The organism is Methanolobus sediminis (genome assembly GCF_031312595.1).
In the GTDB taxonomy this organism is placed as follows: Archaea; Halobacteriota; Methanosarcinia; order Methanosarcinales; family Methanosarcinaceae; genus Methanolobus; species Methanolobus sediminis.
The window spans coordinates 110,922-128,397 of record NZ_CP133592.1 but is presented as its reverse complement, the minus strand read 5'-3'; the positions used below and the strand labels follow the sequence as shown (position 1 = coordinate 128,397).

Annotated in this window: 16 protein-coding genes; 9 read left to right on the top strand and 7 right to left on the bottom strand. The window is 42.1% G+C overall.

Features of this window, described 5'->3' with window-relative positions; translation table 11 throughout:
* Positions 1-11: 11 nt before the first annotated feature.
* Positions 12-1,046, bottom strand: coding sequence for a class I SAM-dependent methyltransferase (locus RE474_RS00625; protein ID WP_309311063.1), 1,035 nt, complete (start codon positions 1,044-1,046; stop codon positions 12-14).
* A gap of 111 nt (positions 1,047-1,157) precedes the next feature.
* Between RE474_RS00625 and msvR the strand changes: the two genes are divergently transcribed.
* Positions 1,158-1,898 (top strand): transcriptional factor MsvR, encoded by a 741-nt coding sequence (gene msvR / locus RE474_RS00620; protein ID WP_309311062.1) that lies wholly within the window; start codon positions 1,158-1,160, stop codon positions 1,896-1,898.
* Between the two features lie 21 nt (positions 1,899-1,919).
* Here msvR and RE474_RS00615 read toward each other — a convergent pair whose 3' ends face one another.
* The 6 genes from RE474_RS00615 to RE474_RS00590 all read right to left on the bottom strand — a co-directional run bounded on the left by RE474_RS00615 (position 1,920) and on the right by RE474_RS00590 (position 6,512).
* Entirely contained in the window at positions 1,920-2,609 is a 690-nt protein-coding gene (locus RE474_RS00615; RefSeq protein WP_309311061.1) for a DUF2110 family protein, read from the bottom strand.
* Positions 2,610-2,632: 23 nt separating this feature from the next.
* A complete protein-coding gene (locus RE474_RS00610) occupies positions 2,633-3,211 on the bottom strand; it encodes a winged helix DNA-binding protein (protein ID WP_309311060.1) in 579 nt (192 codons plus the stop codon).
* 109 nt (positions 3,212-3,320) lie between these two features.
* On the bottom strand, positions 3,321-4,472 hold the full coding sequence (locus RE474_RS00605; protein WP_309311059.1) for a tRNA (guanine(10)-N(2))-dimethyltransferase: 1,152 nt from the start codon (positions 4,470-4,472) through the stop codon (positions 3,321-3,323).
* A 22-nt stretch (positions 4,473-4,494) separates the two neighbouring features.
* Entirely contained in the window at positions 4,495-4,992 is a 498-nt protein-coding gene (locus tag RE474_RS00600) for a cupredoxin domain-containing protein (RefSeq protein WP_309311058.1), read from the bottom strand.
* A gap of 33 nt (positions 4,993-5,025) precedes the next feature.
* On the bottom strand, positions 5,026-5,691 hold the full coding sequence (locus RE474_RS00595) for a metallophosphoesterase family protein (RefSeq protein WP_309311057.1): 666 nt from the start codon (positions 5,689-5,691) through the stop codon (positions 5,026-5,028).
* A 38-nt stretch (positions 5,692-5,729) separates the two neighbouring features.
* The gene (locus tag RE474_RS00590; protein WP_309311056.1) at positions 5,730-6,512 is read right to left on the bottom strand and encodes a TIGR00266 family protein; all 783 of its coding nucleotides are present in this window, start codon (positions 6,510-6,512) and stop codon (positions 5,730-5,732) included.
* Positions 6,513-6,721: 209 nt separating this feature from the next.
* Here RE474_RS00590 and RE474_RS00585 point away from each other — a divergent pair, with 209 nt between their 5' ends.
* From RE474_RS00585 to ileS, 8 genes are all read left to right on the top strand, one after another.
* The gene (locus RE474_RS00585) at positions 6,722-8,173 is read left to right on the top strand and encodes an aminotransferase class I/II-fold pyridoxal phosphate-dependent enzyme (protein ID WP_309311055.1); all 1,452 of its coding nucleotides are present in this window, start codon (positions 6,722-6,724) and stop codon (positions 8,171-8,173) included.
* A gap of 61 nt (positions 8,174-8,234) precedes the next feature.
* Entirely contained in the window at positions 8,235-9,728 is a 1,494-nt protein-coding gene (locus RE474_RS00580; protein WP_309311054.1) for an aminotransferase class I/II-fold pyridoxal phosphate-dependent enzyme, read from the top strand.
* Complete coding sequence (locus tag RE474_RS00575; protein ID WP_309311053.1) at positions 9,725-10,705, top strand: cobalamin biosynthesis protein; 981 nt, start codon at positions 9,725-9,727, stop codon at positions 10,703-10,705. Before RE474_RS00580 ends, RE474_RS00575 begins: the two co-directional genes overlap by 4 nt.
* A gap of 121 nt (positions 10,706-10,826) precedes the next feature.
* Complete coding sequence (gene cobZ / locus RE474_RS00570) at positions 10,827-11,417, top strand: alpha-ribazole phosphatase CobZ (RefSeq protein ID WP_309311052.1); 591 nt, start codon at positions 10,827-10,829, stop codon at positions 11,415-11,417.
* A complete protein-coding gene (gene cobS / locus RE474_RS00565) occupies positions 11,414-12,235 on the top strand; it encodes an adenosylcobinamide-GDP ribazoletransferase (RefSeq protein ID WP_309311051.1) in 822 nt (273 codons plus the stop codon). Before cobZ ends, cobS begins: the two co-directional genes overlap by 4 nt.
* Positions 12,223-12,858, top strand: coding sequence for an NTP transferase domain-containing protein (locus RE474_RS00560; RefSeq protein WP_309311050.1), 636 nt, complete (start codon positions 12,223-12,225; stop codon positions 12,856-12,858). Before cobS ends, RE474_RS00560 begins: the two co-directional genes overlap by 13 nt.
* A gap of 310 nt (positions 12,859-13,168) precedes the next feature.
* Complete coding sequence (locus RE474_RS00555; protein WP_309311049.1) at positions 13,169-14,029, top strand: formylglycine-generating enzyme family protein; 861 nt, start codon at positions 13,169-13,171, stop codon at positions 14,027-14,029.
* Positions 14,030-14,299: 270 nt separating this feature from the next.
* Positions 14,300-17,476 carry an isoleucine--tRNA ligase gene (gene ileS / locus RE474_RS00550; protein ID WP_309311048.1) on the top strand — a complete coding sequence of 1,059 codons (3,177 nt, stop codon included), beginning with the start codon at positions 14,300-14,302 and terminating at the stop codon, positions 17,474-17,476.

The window sequence follows — 17,476 nt, the reverse complement described above, 5'->3', positions numbered from 1 at the left end:
GTCTTTCAGTTTTAAGAAATCCTGGCGTCCACAACAACATGCCAGACGCCCGGAGAATATTTTTTGATCTTGCGGCAGTCCAGTATCTCTACTTTCTTCTCGGCTTTTAGTGCAGCATCCTGTATTCTCTCAATAGGTCTTGAGAATACCATGCTTTCAGGTGTTGTTTCATGATAATGGATTATGCCGCCTTCTGGTTTAAGGGCTGCTATCCCGGAATCAAGATAGTGGTGAGTGGTGTTCACATATCCCATTAGAACCCTGTCCGCAATTCCTTTTGGTGTTACTTCTGCACAGTCACCGTTTCGTGCTTCAACTATATTTTCGACTTTATTCAGAAAAATGTTCTCTTTCAGGTATCCGTATGATTCAGGATTTATTTCAATTGCAACGATCTTTTCAGGTTTTGCGTGTACTGCCATGGGGATTGTAAAATATCCGATTCCTGCAAACATGTCGACTATTGTCTCATGCGTGCCTATTTTGCTCATGAGTTTCTTCTCATGGAGGTTGCCTTTGGAGAACATCACTTTTGTAACATCAAGCTTGAAAAGGCAGCCGTGCTCTTTATTGATGGTTTCCGTGTTATTTCCAATAAGAAGCTCTCTCTTTGGTAACCTGAACTGGCCACTGATACCAAGGTCACGTACAACCGTATTGCAGGAAGGGTACATTCTGAGCAAGGCTTCAGCGATCATCTGTTTCAGGTGATCTATGGCAGGATCAATTGTAATGACGATGATCTCTCCGATAATATGCCATCCGGAAGGCAGTTTATTAAGCTCTTCTGCAGAGATGCCCTTTCTTAATATATCTTCAAGAGACTGCCATTTATTGTAAAACTCAGCATCTTCCTGTAAGAAGGTTTCAAAGCCTTCAATATCTTCAGTAACCGGTATCTCGAGCAGACGCTGTTCAGTGTCTATGAGTTTTATCTTGCGGTGTGGATCAAGTCTGCCTGATTCCGCAAGTTCGATTCTTAATTTTTCAGCATCTTTTATGGAAACCCGGATACTTTTATTCATGGTCATTGGATCAGAGGGCATTTTCTTTTTGCAACTAATATATAATATTAGGAATCATTTCTATATATAGTGATTAAAGTCATTCGTCAAATAGCGAACATTTAAATACGTTGTCGTTTTATTCATAATTGCATGAACAACGGAGACAACACGGCTATTTTTTCCACTGATATTGGAGTTATTGCTCTTAATGGTTCTGTAAAGATAAAGATACTTGATTTTCTCAAAACTGGCTGTAAGTCCTTTGATGAGATTGTACAGCATACTGGCAAGGCCAAATCAACAATATCCGTGCATCTCAATGACTTAAAAAGCCAGAATCTCCTTGAGGAGACCATTGATTCCAATGACAAACGGAAAAAGGTCTATTTCCTGAGATGCCAGTATGTTGCATGTTCCCAGGAACCGGGAATGAAACAATATAATGAAATGCTGGATCTCATAGCTTCTCCTGATGTGCACTCTTTTGGCTGCTTGAAATGTCTTTTCCATGCAGTGCAATATGGTTTCAGGGCGCATGGTGTTAATTGTGACCCTATCATGCGTAAGATCGGCCATGATGTTGGTAACAGTCTTTCAAGGAATATAGTTTCACAGGAGCCTGAGGATATCCTTCAGGAAATGCTGGATTTCTGGGTCAAAAATGATATTGGAAGCTTTACTGTCCTTGAAAAAGACCCCATTAAACTTGCCGTGCACAACTTTTTTGATTGCCGTTCAATTCCCATTAAGGAAAAAACCTTATGCTCATTCGCACAGGGAGTATTTGAAGGTGTTTTCATGGCAAAAATGGGAGGGGAATGTGTAATGCAAATGCTGGGCAAATGCGATGATACATGCGATTCCTGCCTTTTCCAGATGATCAAACTCTAGTGTTAAATCCTTAATTAAAAATCAGTTTGAGGTTCTTACAACCCCAAGCTCACCTTTTACTAGTTTTCCGATTGCGGCAACAATGCCCGGTCCATCAGTGTTTTCCCGACATGTTATCATGTGTTCCATAAGCCCCAGTCTTTCAATGCCGTAAATGTCTCTTGCATGACCTGTTTTCTTGATAGCTGCCTTAAGTTCTGATCTGGTAACTGAATTTGCAATCACTCTGTCCTGCTCAGATTTCTTCCAGCTCCACCAGAGGTCGGCCTGTTCTCTGGTAAAAATCCCTGTCTTTGTTTTTTCATCGGTAATCTCTACTTTTACTGGCAGGTGTCTGATAATACCAAAACGGGTAGCTATTTGTTTAGCTGTGCCAGTTCCAAGATTGTTGAGATTCTTACGGGGAATGGTCACAAGAACTCCAACATCGACAACGATTTCTTCATCATGTATCTGTCGTATAAATCCATGATATATTTCATTTTTAACGATTTCAGTGACAGGTGTACCGAACTTCTGTATAAGGAAATTGGAAGCAAATTCGCTGTCTTCCCCGGCAATATCAACAGTAAACCAGTTATCATCACTAACTGAGAATTCAGCTGAGGCATCAAGTTCTTTCAACTCATTGTTAACCAGTACTTCTGCAGAATGAGTTGCTCTTTCCCTGTTGCCATAGATCTTGATCAATAGTTTTGTGACCATCATCATTGTCCTTTAATTTGTCCTTTTATTTATTGCTTCATCACAAGGTCAAAGATATTCTGTATCTCTGTAAGCTTATCCAGGCCCTCGTCATCAATGAGGTCTTCATTCTCCTCTATTGAATTTAAGAGTAACTGGATATCCCTGCTAAAAGGACCGATCTTCATTCTCATGACCTGGAGTTCAGTGTTACTTTCTGCGAGATCCTTATATGTGGTCATGATCTGCTGGTGCAGTCTGTCTATATGATCAAGGGTTGTTTTTTTGGCTTCGTCAGTATCTTCTGAACCCTCTTCGGAATCTTCGCTGTTTTCTGCCTGTGATTCCTCAGGTGATTCTCCCTCTATTGCCATGATCAGGTTCTTGAGCGCATCAACAACCTGATAACCATGATCTGTAAGCTCCACGTATTTTACACGCCCTTCTACTGAAAACTGTACAAGGCCATGTTCTTCCATTTTGGCTAATATTTTAGTAGTGTGGGCAAAAGTGGAATTTATTTCTTTAGTTATAACAGATGCATAGGTTTTTTGAAGGGACCAGATAGCCAGAAGTGCAAGGGTTGGTTTTTCCTGTAAAAAAAGTTGTTCAGCATATTCTTTTGTCATACTATTTCCCCTCTAATTTAGCTTTTAGAACCCTTGTTTTAAAAAACATCATAATACCTTGTATTATATATTATTATATATATCATTAAAATAAATATACTATATATTTCTATCGGATATCAACAATTATTCGTTCAATATCCGGCAGTTCTGCGTCCGTTTTAAATGAAATGCCACTGAAATGCGTTCTTGAAGCCTTATATCCGTTATCCTTCAGTGCAGTGATAAGAGTATCAATAGTTGACGCGGAAACTCCAAGTTTTTTACATAGCAGGTGCTGGTCATAGAACATCGGGATACTGAGCTCATCCCTGCAGAATTCCAGCATTTTTATAGACATCTCTTTAGTTCCGCAGTTTCTCTGCTCGAGTTCCTCAATGGTCTCATCACAGAACTCAGGTTCATGCAACTCTCCAAGCCACATAGGTCCGGAAATTACATTTTCTTTCCCGCAGAGACTGCACCTGTCGTTAATGTGGACAGCAAGACCATGAACTATCTCACGGTTTCCGCATTCACACTGTGCAATGAACCCCATTTTCTTCAGCATTTTATCAGCCTGTTTTGCTCCTCTTCTGATCTGAAGATAAGTTCGCACATAATGCCTGGTAGCATGTGACAGAAGTGGAACCATGGCTTTATCATGAAGTGAGAGTTCCCTTGCGATCCTGCCAAGAAGAATGCGTACTCCCATCTCGCTGTGATATTCATTGTTAAGTGGAATTGCTGCATATTTGCGTATTCCTGAATTCAGGTGTGCACCGCAAAGTGGTGCTGTATCAGTTGCTGTGACTTCCAGTAAATCTATCACAGAACGGGCGGCAGCCGCCAGGAATGGTGCAGGTGTGCCAAATGGATCAAGATCAACAATATTGAAATGTTTCTCATGTAACAGCACATTGGCATTTTTATGGGTTGCAAACGTATGGTCGGCAATACCCAGTTTTTCAATATTTTCCTGTATAAGCTGATAGGCATCTTCACTCCAGTCATTCAGGGTGGTTTCAATGCCGATTTCATTGGCTACTCTTAAGCCTCTGATTCCTGAAGCTGAAAGTGCATCAACATAAGTAATGGTCTTCTCAGGGTCAGGTTCCATTCTTTTTAGAAAAGCAGATGTTGCAGCTATGGAGATATCACGGTTCATCTCCATGACCGGATTAAAAAAAACAGGTGCTGCAGAAGGAGCAAAATTAGCTCCTTCTTCAGGAATAGGAACCAGAACTTCTGTATCTCCTTCTTTAACAGATCTTACTTTCATCCGGTTCCCAGAAGATACATTCTTATTTAACAATAATGGTTCCCTTCATTCTTTCTTCCCAGCCGAGTACATAGTATGTATACGTACCAGTCTCGTTGAAAGTGTATTTGAAGGACAATCTGTATCCGATGGTAGTATTATCCCAGAGTTCCTCATTGCTCACAACTGTAAATAGTCGAGTTGGGTTATTCCTGTTGAACCATACCACAGTGTCATATTGAGCAATTGTTAGATTACCTGGCTGGACTAAAAAGTTCTCCATGTATACAGTATATGTTTTTGGACCTTCATATTCAGTAACTACTAGTTTCTCATCTTCTTCAGAAGTAGTATCTTCAGAGTTGTTTTCCTCAACAGAAACATCATCTGCAACAGTGTCATTTACAGTATCGTTTACTGAATCGTTTACCGAATCGTTCATGGATGCATTCTCTTCTGTTGTGGTCTCAGTGTTATCGACACAGCCTGCAACAAGTAGGGAGAGCGATATTAGTAGTATCATCAATAATTTTCCCTTCATTGGATCACCTGCATTATAATATATTTCCGATGGTTAAATAACTTCTCTATCACTTTTTATAAGTTCGACATTTATAATATGAGTTTTTTTCTCAATTTTAATATCTATTACAGCAGCAAATCCTAAAGCAGCCATTCCGGGATTGACAATTGTGGTTCTTCCGGACTTTTCAATTCCTCTTGCTTCATGAATGTGGCCACACACTATAAGGTCAGCTTTGCCAAGAAATACATTGAGTGCCTTGCATCCAACATGGACATCTCCCACCGTGTCAAGAACACCGAAGGGAGGAGTGTGTGTAAGAGCCACAAGCGCCTCATCTGCGTTCACATCTTCCATCATGCGATTGACATTTTCTTCAAAATCACATTCCTGTATCTCAAATGGAGTGCAGAATGGCGTTGGATTTGACCCTCCCATGCCTATGAACCTTATTCCATCTACTGAGACTGATCTTTTATGCAGGTTAGTGGCTTTTGATTCTTCAATCACTTTGATTATGGACTCATGATCGCAGTTGCCGGGTACGGCAAGAATTTTTGAACTAAACTTGTTAAAAAGATCAAGGGCTTTTTCATCAGGTCCAAAATTTGTGATGTCACCTGCTATCAGTACCAGATCCACATTACCTGCAATCTTTAGCAGATCCTCTATCTTTGAATAATTTCCATGCGGATCTGCTATAGCGAACAATCTCATTTTCCAGTGTCTCCAATTTCTATTGTTGAGTTATTTGCTCAGAATGATCGGTCTCCGCCAAGAAGACCTCCAAGTGCATTGCTGCCGATACCAGCTATTCCGGAAGATTCTTCTCTCTGATTATTGGTCATATATCTTGATGCAGCGACGATCCTGTCAGCAAGACGTGAGAAGGGCAGGCTCTGCAGATATATTTTTCCAGGTCCGGTAAGTGTTGCCAGTACAAGCCCTTCGCCTCCAAAGAGCGCATTCTTGAATCCGCCTGCCCATGTAATATCGTATCCTACAGTTTCCTCAAATGCAGTAAGACATCCGGTATCTACCCTGATCGTCTCTCCGGGTGCAAGGTCTTTCTCTACGATAGCGCCACCGGCATGTACAAAGGCCATACCATTGCCTTTCAGTCTCTGGAGTATGAATCCTTCTCCACCGAAAAGTCCTGCTCCTATCTTCTTGGTGAGTGCTACTTCGATCTCAATTCCATTTGCAGCGCAGAGGAACGAATCTTTCTGACAGAGGAAACTACCTCCGAATTTTCTGAGGTCTAGTGGTATAATCTTTCCTGGATACGGTGCTCCGAATGCCACATATCCTTTTCCTTTACCTTCATGGACAAAACTTGTAATAAAGAAGCTCTCACCTGTGATAGCGCGTTTTAAACCTTTGAGCAAGCCGCCTCCGGTAGATGTTTCCATTCTTACTCCAGGTCCCATATACATCATAGCTCCGGCTTCTGCCCTGACAGCCTCGCTGGGGTCCAGTTCTATTTCTACTAGCTGCATGTCGTCGCCAATTATCTCATAATCTATTTCATCAACCATCAATCATTCCTCTAATGCAATTATTTAATGTTCCTGAAGAACTTGTGATAGAGATTTGTGCTACCAGTATTTATTGCTTTATCCTTCATTATGCATATTCGAAGGCATGTTGCACAACTCAACTTGAATAGTTTAATATAGCTCCTGTGCGTAACCACCTGTTGATAAGTGTGTACCGAAAAAATTTTCCACTTCATTTGAAGCATTATTTGCTTGCACTGCAGGCAAGGAAACATGGTGGGAGGACTCATGAACTGGCAATGAGATTCAACAGTGCCGAATCAGATATTCTTGATTTCAGTTCTAATATGAATCCTCTTGGCACACCGTTCAATTTTCAATCAAGTAACCTTGACCTGAAACAAGTTGTTTTGAGATCAACAGAAAGGATAGATCAATATCCTGATAACAGGTATCTTGAACTCCGGAAAGCTGCTGCTGCATATATAGGTCATAATGTATCTGCAGATAACATCATTCCCGGAAACGGTACATGTGAGCTTCTTCGTCTGATAATGGAAACAGTGGTTGAAGAAGAGGATATTGTGATTTTTGCCTCACCATCATCGGGTGAATATCGCCATATTTCCGAGGTTTTCGGAGCACGTATTCATTCTTTTACTACAGACGAATTATTGCATCTTCCAAAAATGACACTTAACAAGGCAAAGGTCATTATTATAGGTAATCCGAATAATCCGACCGGCCAACTCATACCAAGAGATAACCTTTCTGATTTTGCACAAAAATGCGCTGAACATGGTACCCTGCTTATTGTTGACGAATCAGCAATTGAACTGGCTGACCCTGATATGAGCATTGCTGAACTGGCATTAGATAACGAGTATCTCTTTATAATAAGGTCAATATCTAATATTACGGCCATGCCAGGCACCAGGCTAGCATACGGTATTGCTTCCCTTCCTCTTGCAAACATACTCAATTCTGCACGTCTTTCATGGAACATTGGTGTGACTGATGAAGCCATAGGTTTAGCTTTCCTTAGCATGGAAGGTGGTCCTCATAGTGACTATCTTAAAAGGTCCCGTGAGTTCATAAAAAATGAGAGGGAATACATAGTTAAGCGCTTTTCGGGAATTTACGGCTTTGATCCGGTAAAAAGCAGTACTAATTATATACTTATTGACGTGAAGGACCTGTTCCTGGATTCGGTAAGACTCAGCGAAGGGCTGGCTCTGCATGGTATATTGATACGTGAATGCAGTGATTTCTTTGATGGAAACAAGCGATATGTGAGAATATCTGTCCGCCAGAGGGATGATTTTGAAAAACTGATACATACTCTTGATGTTGTCTTTGCTGAAACCAGCAGGGAAGATGCAAGGGAAAAGCTTGAAGAAACCATAGAACACGGCGGTAGTTCATGTGCAGGCCGCGGTACATGTGAATATTATCCCTGCCATTTTACCGGGCAGGATTGCACTTTCTGTTTCTGTCCTTTCTATGCATGCGAGGAAGAACTGACAGGAGGCAAATGGATAGAAAGCTCCACCGGAGGGCAGGTGTGGAGTTGTGAACATTGTACTTTATTGCATAGACCAAAGGTCGCCAAAATGGTGCTTGATGCACTGATGGCAGACGGAGACACTGATAATAATATAAGGAGGGCATGGAAGGAAATCATTGAGCCCCTGCTTTGATTCAGTGGAGCTCAACTGAGCAGGTTAATATATTTCCTGTTTTCTACATGCTTTGATTATTGTGACAGACCAAAGACCACCTCTTCCGGTGAAGAAATATCTTCTAAGCCTTGAACCATGTGTTCACGGTGGACTGATAAGAAAAAGTTCCCAGAAATATGGCATTCCTGAATCAGACATCCTTGATGCAAGTGCAAGTCTTAATCCCTTAGGAACTCCTTTTGACCAGCCGGATCCTGAGCTGGATTTACAGGAGCTTCTAAACAAAGGACTTGAAAAACTGGAGCAGTACCCTGACAACCGTTATCTTGAGTACCGCATAGCTGCAGCAGAATTCGTGGGAATGGGAATGACATATGAGAACATCATTCCCGGAAACGGTTCAACTGAGATTATCAGGCTGGTGGCAGAGTGTGTTGTAGCTGAAGGCGATGTTGTGCTTATTCCAAGGCCCACCTTCAGTGAATATGAATTGCAATGCAGTGTCATGGGTGCCAAAATAAAGTACATCAAGCAGGATGATATCTTTGACCTTGATAATGATGTCCTTGCAGAGGCTAAGATCATCTTTGTGTGTAATCCGAATAATCCGACCGGAAAACTGTTTGACAAAGAAAAGATGGAGAAACTTGCAGAACAATGTGCGGCTCAAAAGACCATACTCTTTGTGGATGAGGCTTACATCGAACTGGCAGAACCGGAGCAGAGTGTTGCTTATCTTGTGGAGAATAACGATTATCTTTTCATCCAGCGTTCCTTAACAAAATCATTTGCAATCCCGGGAATCAGAATGGGTTTTGGAGTAGCTTCTTCAAAATTTGCATGTGTACTTAACAATGCAAGACTTTCCTGGAACATGGGATGTGTTTCAGATACCATTGCAACTGCCCTGCTTAGTATGAAAGGTGGTGTGAACAGCAAATACCTGCTGGATTCAAGGACTTTTATAGAGCAGGAACGCGAGTTTTTAATGAAGAAACTCTCCCGCAGGGGATTCAAACCAGCAGAGAGCTGTGTAAATTACATTTATGTTGATATTTCCGATCTTTCCCTTAATTCATCAGAACTTGCAGAAAGGATGGCATCTCATGGTGTACTGATACGTGATTGCAGTTCTTTCCAGAATAATGGCAAAAATCACATAAGAGTGGCAATACGTACAAGGGAAGAAAATGAGCGTATTGCAGATACAATTCGCCAGGTTATTTATGAATGGGGCAGGGAACAGGCTGAGATGCAGCTTCATGAAAATATTAATGTAGCGGCAGAATGCGGTCGTAAAGGAAGCAATATTGATTGTGACTATTATCCATGTCATTTCGAAGGACAGGACTGTACCTTCTGTTTCTGTCCGTTCTATCCGTGTGAGGACGGTCGTACGGGTGGCAACTGGATTGAAAGCTCAAGCGGCGGTCAGGTATGGAGTTGTTTGAACTGTAATATAGTTCATGAGGAAAAGATAGTCAATGAACTGTTGCCTATATTTGTTGCTGAAGGTCTCAATGATGAAAGTGTCAAAAAGGCCTGGAAGGAAGTTATGGAGCTCAATCTATGATCCTGCCAGTGCCGGTACAACCAGATGCCAGTGAATTGGTTATAGTACTTCTTCTGGCCTATGTTCTGGATATTGTGTTAGGTGAACCTCCATTTGCAATACATCCGGTTGTCTGGATGGGCAAATTGATAGGCTTTTTCAAGAAGAATATTCCTGAGAACAACCGCAGGCTCTACGGAATATTCATTGGCCTGACAACGATACTTTTCGGATGTACTATCGCCTATCTTGTAATGTTATTCATGGGCATTGAATCCGTCCCGGCAATTCTTCGTTATCTTGTGGCCGCTTATTTCCTTAAGGCAACATTTGCTATTCGCTGCCTTTACGGTGCAGCCAGTGAAGTAAGGACTGAGCTTGATGCCGGAAGACTTGACAGTGCCAGACAGAAGCTTTCAATGTACGTGAGCCGTAATACATCAAAACTGGAGGAAGGGCAGGTTTCTTCAGCAATAATCGAGACAACTTCAGAGAACTATGTAGATGGGATACTTTCTCCTTTGTTGTTCTATGCATGTTTCGGGCCTTATGGACTTATTGCAGCATACATATTCAAAGCTACAAGTACCCTGGATTCCATGGTAGGATACACAGATGAACGCCACCGTGAAGTGGGCTGGTTCTCTGCAAAGTTCGATGATGTGCTTAACTGGATACCTGCACGTGTGTCTGTGATTTTCCTTTCAGCTGCAACTCTTGTTGTGAGCCTTGTGTATCGTAAGGTCAAAATACCGGATTACAAGACTGCCCTTAAAACAGGTATCAGGGATGGATTAAAAACACCATCTCCGAATTCAGGTTTTCCAATGGCCTCAATTGCAGGTGCCCTGAAAATAAAACTGGAAAAACCAAACACATATGTTCTGGGTGATGGTTTTGTTTACCCGGTGTCAGAGGATATCAAACTCACATCCTGGATAATCCTTGTGGCATCATTCTTTGCAATCATCGTATCTTCGATTACGATTATACTTTAGTTATTTGATAATTAGTTCACAATTACAATCTGATATTAAAGTCTAAGAATTGAAATCCAGAAATATAACGATCGAATCTCAAACAAAAATCTTATAAAGAAATCTCTCCGAAGTGATGGCAATGAAATTATCGGATATAGAATCAAAAGACCTGAAAAAGAACCAATCCAAGGAACTGGAGGGTGAGATCACCAGGGATATAATCGAGATCCTTGAAGAGGAAGGAATTACAGTCCGGATGCTTGTTGATGCTGCACTTGAACTGTATGCGCCGCATCCGGGTATAGAGACAAGGGAACTCGCAGAGGAAAAGTTCCTCAGAGAACTTGATATCGCAGTATCCGATCCGAATCTCTGTCTTCTGATCTATTCCGGTATCTTACTTGAAAAAGAAGGGCTTGAAGGGCGTTTGCCTAATATAAGCAGAAGTTCATACGAAAAGGACCTGACATTCATCATTGCAGATGAAGTGCTTGGTATGAGTATTTCCAAGTATATCAGTGGTGATAAAGGAATGTTTGAGTTCGTACGCTTTGACAAACAAAAACCTGGAATTCTTGCAGAACTTGGTCCTTTTATGGATGATATCATCGGCGGTCTTATAGGCGGAGTGTCTGCCAATATGTACACAAGAGCAATGGCAGAAGCTGCTGAAATGGCTAAAAAGAAGAAAACCGATCCTGAAAATAAGAGTGATGTGATCTCAGGATGAGCGGGTTTTTATTAGCTCTCAGGTCCAGTTTCGGATTCCTTTCAACAATTCCCGTAGGTATTAGTATGGAAGGGCTTGACGAGTTCTTCAAAAGAACATATCTGCATCTGGTAGTGGGAATTGTCCTTGGATTATTAATAGGTGCGGTTGCATACCTTCTTGTAACTTATTTGCCAATCTCCATTGCTGCTGTACTTGTGATAGCATTCGTCTACTATATTACAGGACTGAATCATCTGGATGGAGTGGCGGACCTTGGTGATGGTCTCACTGCCCATGGTTCTGTGGAAAAGAAACTCAAAGCACTGAAGGACATGTCACTTGGAATAGGTGGCGTTGCCTACGCAGCTCTTATTATTATTGCATTCTATGCGACTCTTGTAGCATTGCATGAGCAGTCTTTGATTGTATACTCATCTGCTGCCGACATCGCAAAAATATTCTTCTTTGCAATGTTTGTTTCAGAGATCAGTGCCATGCAATCAATGCTGACAGTTGCTGCATTCGGCAAGTCCATACATGAAGGATTGGGTTCAATACTTATCAAGAATACCACAGTACCTAAATACCTTATAGGATTTGTAATTGGTATTGTTGCCTGTGTTGGAATGTCATTTTACCTGGGTTTTGGTATGGCAGGTATTATTCCTTTCATTGCAGCTATATTGGCAACGTTTGTTTTGATCAATATCAGCAACAGGCATTTCGGTGGTGTTAATGGTGACGTTATCGGTGCTTCCAATGAGGTAGGAAGGATAATAGCACTAATTGCCGTGACATTGGTAGTGATGTATGGAGGTATTGTTTGGACGCTATAATAATGGCAGGGGGATTTGGAAGCAGACTAGGTATGGGGGAAAAACCCTGTGTTGAACTACTTGGAAAACCTCTGATATCATATGTTATCGATACTTTGCAAAAAACAGAAAGCATTGGTGATATCTATGTTGCCGTATCTCCGGCAACACCTAAAACCGCATCTTATGTAGAGGAAAAGTATGAGGGTAAAGTTCAGGTCATACCCACAGGTGGCGGCAACTATGTTGGTGATATGGTCTATGCAGTAAAAGCTGCCTGTATAAGCGACCCTTTGCTGATACTCATGTCAGATCTGCCTTTACTTACTCCCGATCTGCTTGAAAAGGTAATTGCTGAATACAAAGTATGTGGTAAACCTGCAATGTCTATATTCTCTCCGATATCCGTTTGTAAAAGTCTTGGCATAAGGCCGGATACGGTGTTCAATTGGGGCGGTGAAGGAAAACTGATAGTTCCTTCAGGTGTCAATATAATGGATGGTAAAGATGTTGATCATGAACAGGACTATGTTAGTCTTGTGATGGACGATGTTGAATTTGCTCTAAATATCAATACAGTTGATGACCTGAAAAGATGCAAAGAGATGATCTCTGAAAGGGATGCCAAATCTATCAGGAACTAATTCCGTTCTAAGAAAATATCAGTAAAATATTGTTAATGATATTTAATTATAATATCCGTACACTTTATATCTTATAATTACTAATATTTCTTTAGACAGGTTTAAATTATCTCATTGTGAGGTGGTTGGAGAACTCACAGGCACCTTTTAAGGAATAAAGGGTGCCATTCTATTAATTTTCTTTAATTTCATGTTCTTTCTATTTTTTATTGTTTATAGCAGAACAAACCAAAGCATTTAAATTCTGTTTCTGACTAAAACTAACATAATTTTGGTTGTTATTACAGTAAATACATATGAGGATAGGTTTATGATTAAAAGATCTTACATGACATTTATCATGTGTCTCGTTCTCATGGCTGCAGTCTTTGCAAGTGGCTGCACCGGTTCGGATGACACTGTAAATGAAGAATCACAGCAGGAACCTGTGGCTGATACGGCTTCCACTCCTGAGGAAACCCAGGTCGATGACAGTACTTTTACCAATTCTATCGGAATGGAATTTGTAAAGATTTCCGCAGGTGATTTCCTGATGGGTGCTCCAGAAGATGAACAGTATAGTGACAGGGAAGAAAGACCTGTTCATCAGGTGACCATTGGAAATGATTTCTATATAGGTGTTTATGAAATGACCCAGGACCAGTGGGTGGAAGTTATGGGTGAGAATCCTTCTTACTTCACAGGTGATGGCGACCTTCCTGTAGAGAAAGTTTCCTGGGCAGCGGTCAATGAGTTTATTGATGCTCTAAATGAGATGGAAGGAACTGAAAGCTACCGCCTTCCTACTGAGGCTGAGTGGGAGTATGCTGCAAGAGCCGGCACTGATACTGCTTTCTCATTTGGTGATGATACTTCAATGATGGCTGATTATGGCTGGTTCGATGATAACTCAGAGGACAAGACCAGACCTGTTGGCATGAAGGAAGCAAACCCATGGGGTCTTTATGATGTACATGGAAACGTTGCTGAATGGGTCCAGGATCAGTATCACAGCAATTACAATAAAGCACCAACTGATGGTAGTGAGTGGACAGGTGGTGTAGACCGAAGAGTTATCCGTGGTGGAAGCTGGGAAAATGCAGAAGAGAATTGTCGTTCCGCTTCCAGAGATAGCATTGGCGAAGGAAGCCGCATGAATTACATCGGTTTCCGTCTTGTGAAGGAGATTTGATATCCGTAATGGGTATCTTCTTCTTCTTTTTTATTTTGATTACAAATCATTCAGGATAGTTTTCACTGTTAAATTCGAAACTTTTAAGTATGATTCATGCTGCCCTTAGTTGAAAGTATTCAGGCTTAGGCGATAGAATTAGCATGATGCAGATTCTTGATGCAATATATTTAAATTCCATATTGCAGTAGGATAAGCACTAGGTTTACACGCAGTGTTTACATATAAATTCAAACTAATCATAATTCACATTTACATGGAGAATCCTGAATGATAGAGGAGATCACCAACCAGTATGACCCAAAGAAAATAGAGGAGAAGGTACATGCTCTCTGGAACGAGACAAGTGCCTATTCCAAGGTACGTGAGCACAGAAAAGGTGGAAAACGATTCTTTTTCGTAGATGGTCCGCCATATACAACAGGACATATTCACCTGGGAACAGCCTGGAACAAGATCATCAAGGACTCCATTCTCAGATACCGTTCCATGAATGGTTTTGACATAATTGACCGTGCAGGTTGGGATATGCATGGTCTTCCTATTGAAGTTAAAGTGGAAGGTGCACTTGGTTTTACTTCCAAGAAAGACATCGAGAGCTATGGTGTCGGTAATTTCATCGAGAAATGTAAGGAATTCGCACTAAATCAGAAAGATGACATGACAGACCAGTTCCAGGACCTTGGAGCATGGCTTGACTGGAACGACCCTTACATGACACTCAGGGATGAATACATCGAGGCTGCCTGGTGGACAATGAAACAGGCACAGGAAAAGAATCTCCTTGAGCAGGGAAAGCGTGTTGTCAACTGGTGTCCACGCTGTGAAACAGCTATTGCTGATTCCGAAGTAGAATATGATGAAAGGAAAGACCCTTCCATATTCGTAAAATTCCCGATAATAGGTGAAGAGGACACCTTCGTGGTCATATGGACCACAACACCATGGACCATACCTTCAAACGTAGCAGTTGCAGTACATCCTTCTTTTGAGTACTCAAAGGTAAAAGCAGTAAGTTCAGAAGGCAAAGAGGAAACACTCATAGTTGCTTCCGAGCTTGTTGAGAACGTACTCAGAAAAGGAAGATACGCAGATTATGAAGTTCTCGGAACAATGCTTGGCGAAGACCTCACATCACTTTCATACGAAAGCCCGATCGCTGATAAGGTGCCAAAACAGGCCGAGATGAAACACAGCATATATCTTGCAGACTATGTAACCGCAGAGAATACCGGTTGTGTACACATTGCTCCGGGACATGGTATGGACGACTTTGAAGTTGGTAAGAAGAACGGTCTTCCAATATTCTGTCCTGTAGGGCCGGATGGTCGCTACACCGAAGAAGCCGGTGAATATGCAGGAATGCACATCCGTGAGGCTAACAAAGTTGTCATCGAAGACCTTAATGAGCGTGGAAACCTGCTTTCAGAAGGTATCATCGAACACAGGTACGGGCACTGCTGGCGTTGTAAAACACCAATCATCTACTTAGCTACTGAACAGTGGTTCATCAAGATCGGCGAGCTCAAGGAACAGATGCTTGAAGAGATAGCACAGGTAAAATGGTATCCTGACTGGGCCGGTTCTGCAAGATTTAAAGACTGGGTCGAGGGAGCACGTGACTGGTGTGTTTCCCGTCAGAGATACTGGGGTATCCCGATCCCTGTCTGGAAGTGTAAAAGTTGTGGCAGGATGCACGTAGTCGGTACCAAGAAAGAACTTCAGGAAATGTCCGGTGTCAGTGATGATATTGAGCTTCACAGGCCATATGTAGATGAAGTACTACTTGACTGTGAATGTGGCGGTAAGATGAAGCGTGTTGAAGACGTTTTCGATGTATGGTTCGATTCAGCCGTAGCTTCCTGGGCAACACTCAGGTTCCCACAGCAGACAGAAGAGTTCGACAAATGGTGGCCTGCTGACTTTATCACAGAAGGGCAGGACCAGACACGCGGATGGTTCTATTCACAGCTTGGTGCAAGTATGGTTGCTTTTGGCAAGGCACCTTACAAGAGCGTACTTATGCACGGTTTCACCCTTGACAGTGAAGGCAAGAAAATGTCAAAGAGTCTCGGAAATGTCGTAGCTCCCGGTGATGTTATAGAACAGTTCGGTGCTGATACCCTGCGTAGTTTTGTCTTATCTTCAAGTGCTCCGTGGGATGATCTCAAATTCGTAAGCAGTGAATTGGGCAATATCAACAGGACTATCAACATTCTCTGGAATGTTTACCGTTTCCCACTGCCTTACATGGTGCTTGACAAATTTGATCCTTCACAGGTTTCACTTGAATCCGTAAAACCACATTTTCGCAAGGAAGACAGATGGATTCTTTCAAGAGCTCAGTCACTTGTTGCTGAGGTTGACGATGCCATGTCAAAGTGCACATTGCACAGGGCACTCAGGTCTATCAACGAGTTTGTGCTTGAAGACCTTTCAAGGTGGTATATCCAGCTTATCAGGCCAAGGACATGGGTAGAGGCAGATGACCCTGACAAGCTTGCTGTGTATCGTGTACTCTATGACATATTCGTACTGACAGCAAAGGTAATTGCACCATTCATGCCACACCTGGCAGAGGAAATGTACCAGAACCTTGTGAGAAATGTGTACCCTGATGCACCGGTAACAATTCACATGAACGACTGGCCACAGGTGGATGAGAGCCTTGTCGACAGGGATCTTGAAGCTCATATGGATATGGTGCGCTCAATTGTAGAGTCCGCATCCAATGCCCGCCAGAAGGTTGGAAGGAAGCTCAGGTGGCCTGTATCACGCATAGTTCTCAGTCCTGTAAACCAGCAGGCAGCAGATGCAGTTACAAACCTGAAATCCGTACTAATGGACCAGACAAACTCCAAAGACATCGTGCTTACCGGAGTAGGAGAATCATGGGATGAACTTGGATTTGAGGCAAATCCGGATCCCGGAAAGATAGGTCCGGTATTCAAGGGCGATGCTGGCAAGGTCGTTGGTGCAATAAAGCAGGCAGATGCAATGCAGCTTAAGAAAGCACTTGCTCTGGAAGACCAGTTTGAACTGGAAATCCCGGGCGGAACTGCTATGATAAAACCTGAAATGGTCAACTTCATAGAGACACTGCCTGAAATGGTTGCAAGTGCCCAGTCCAGTGCAGGTATAATTTATGTGGATGCGAACCTGACCCGTGAAATAGAATCCGAAGGTTACACAAGGGAAGTAATCCGCAGGGTGCAGGATATGAGGAAGGAACTCAATCTTGCAGTTGATGACAATATCAAATCCCACATACAGATAAACGACCAGAGGGTACTTGACCTTGTACTTGACCGTGAGCAGTTCATTGCAAAAGAAACCCGTGCGAATATCCAGGTCATTGGCCTTGATGTTGACACAGCAAGTTCACTTGAAAAGGACTGGGATGTCGAAGGCATATCCATGACCATCGGCATTTCAAAAACAAACTGA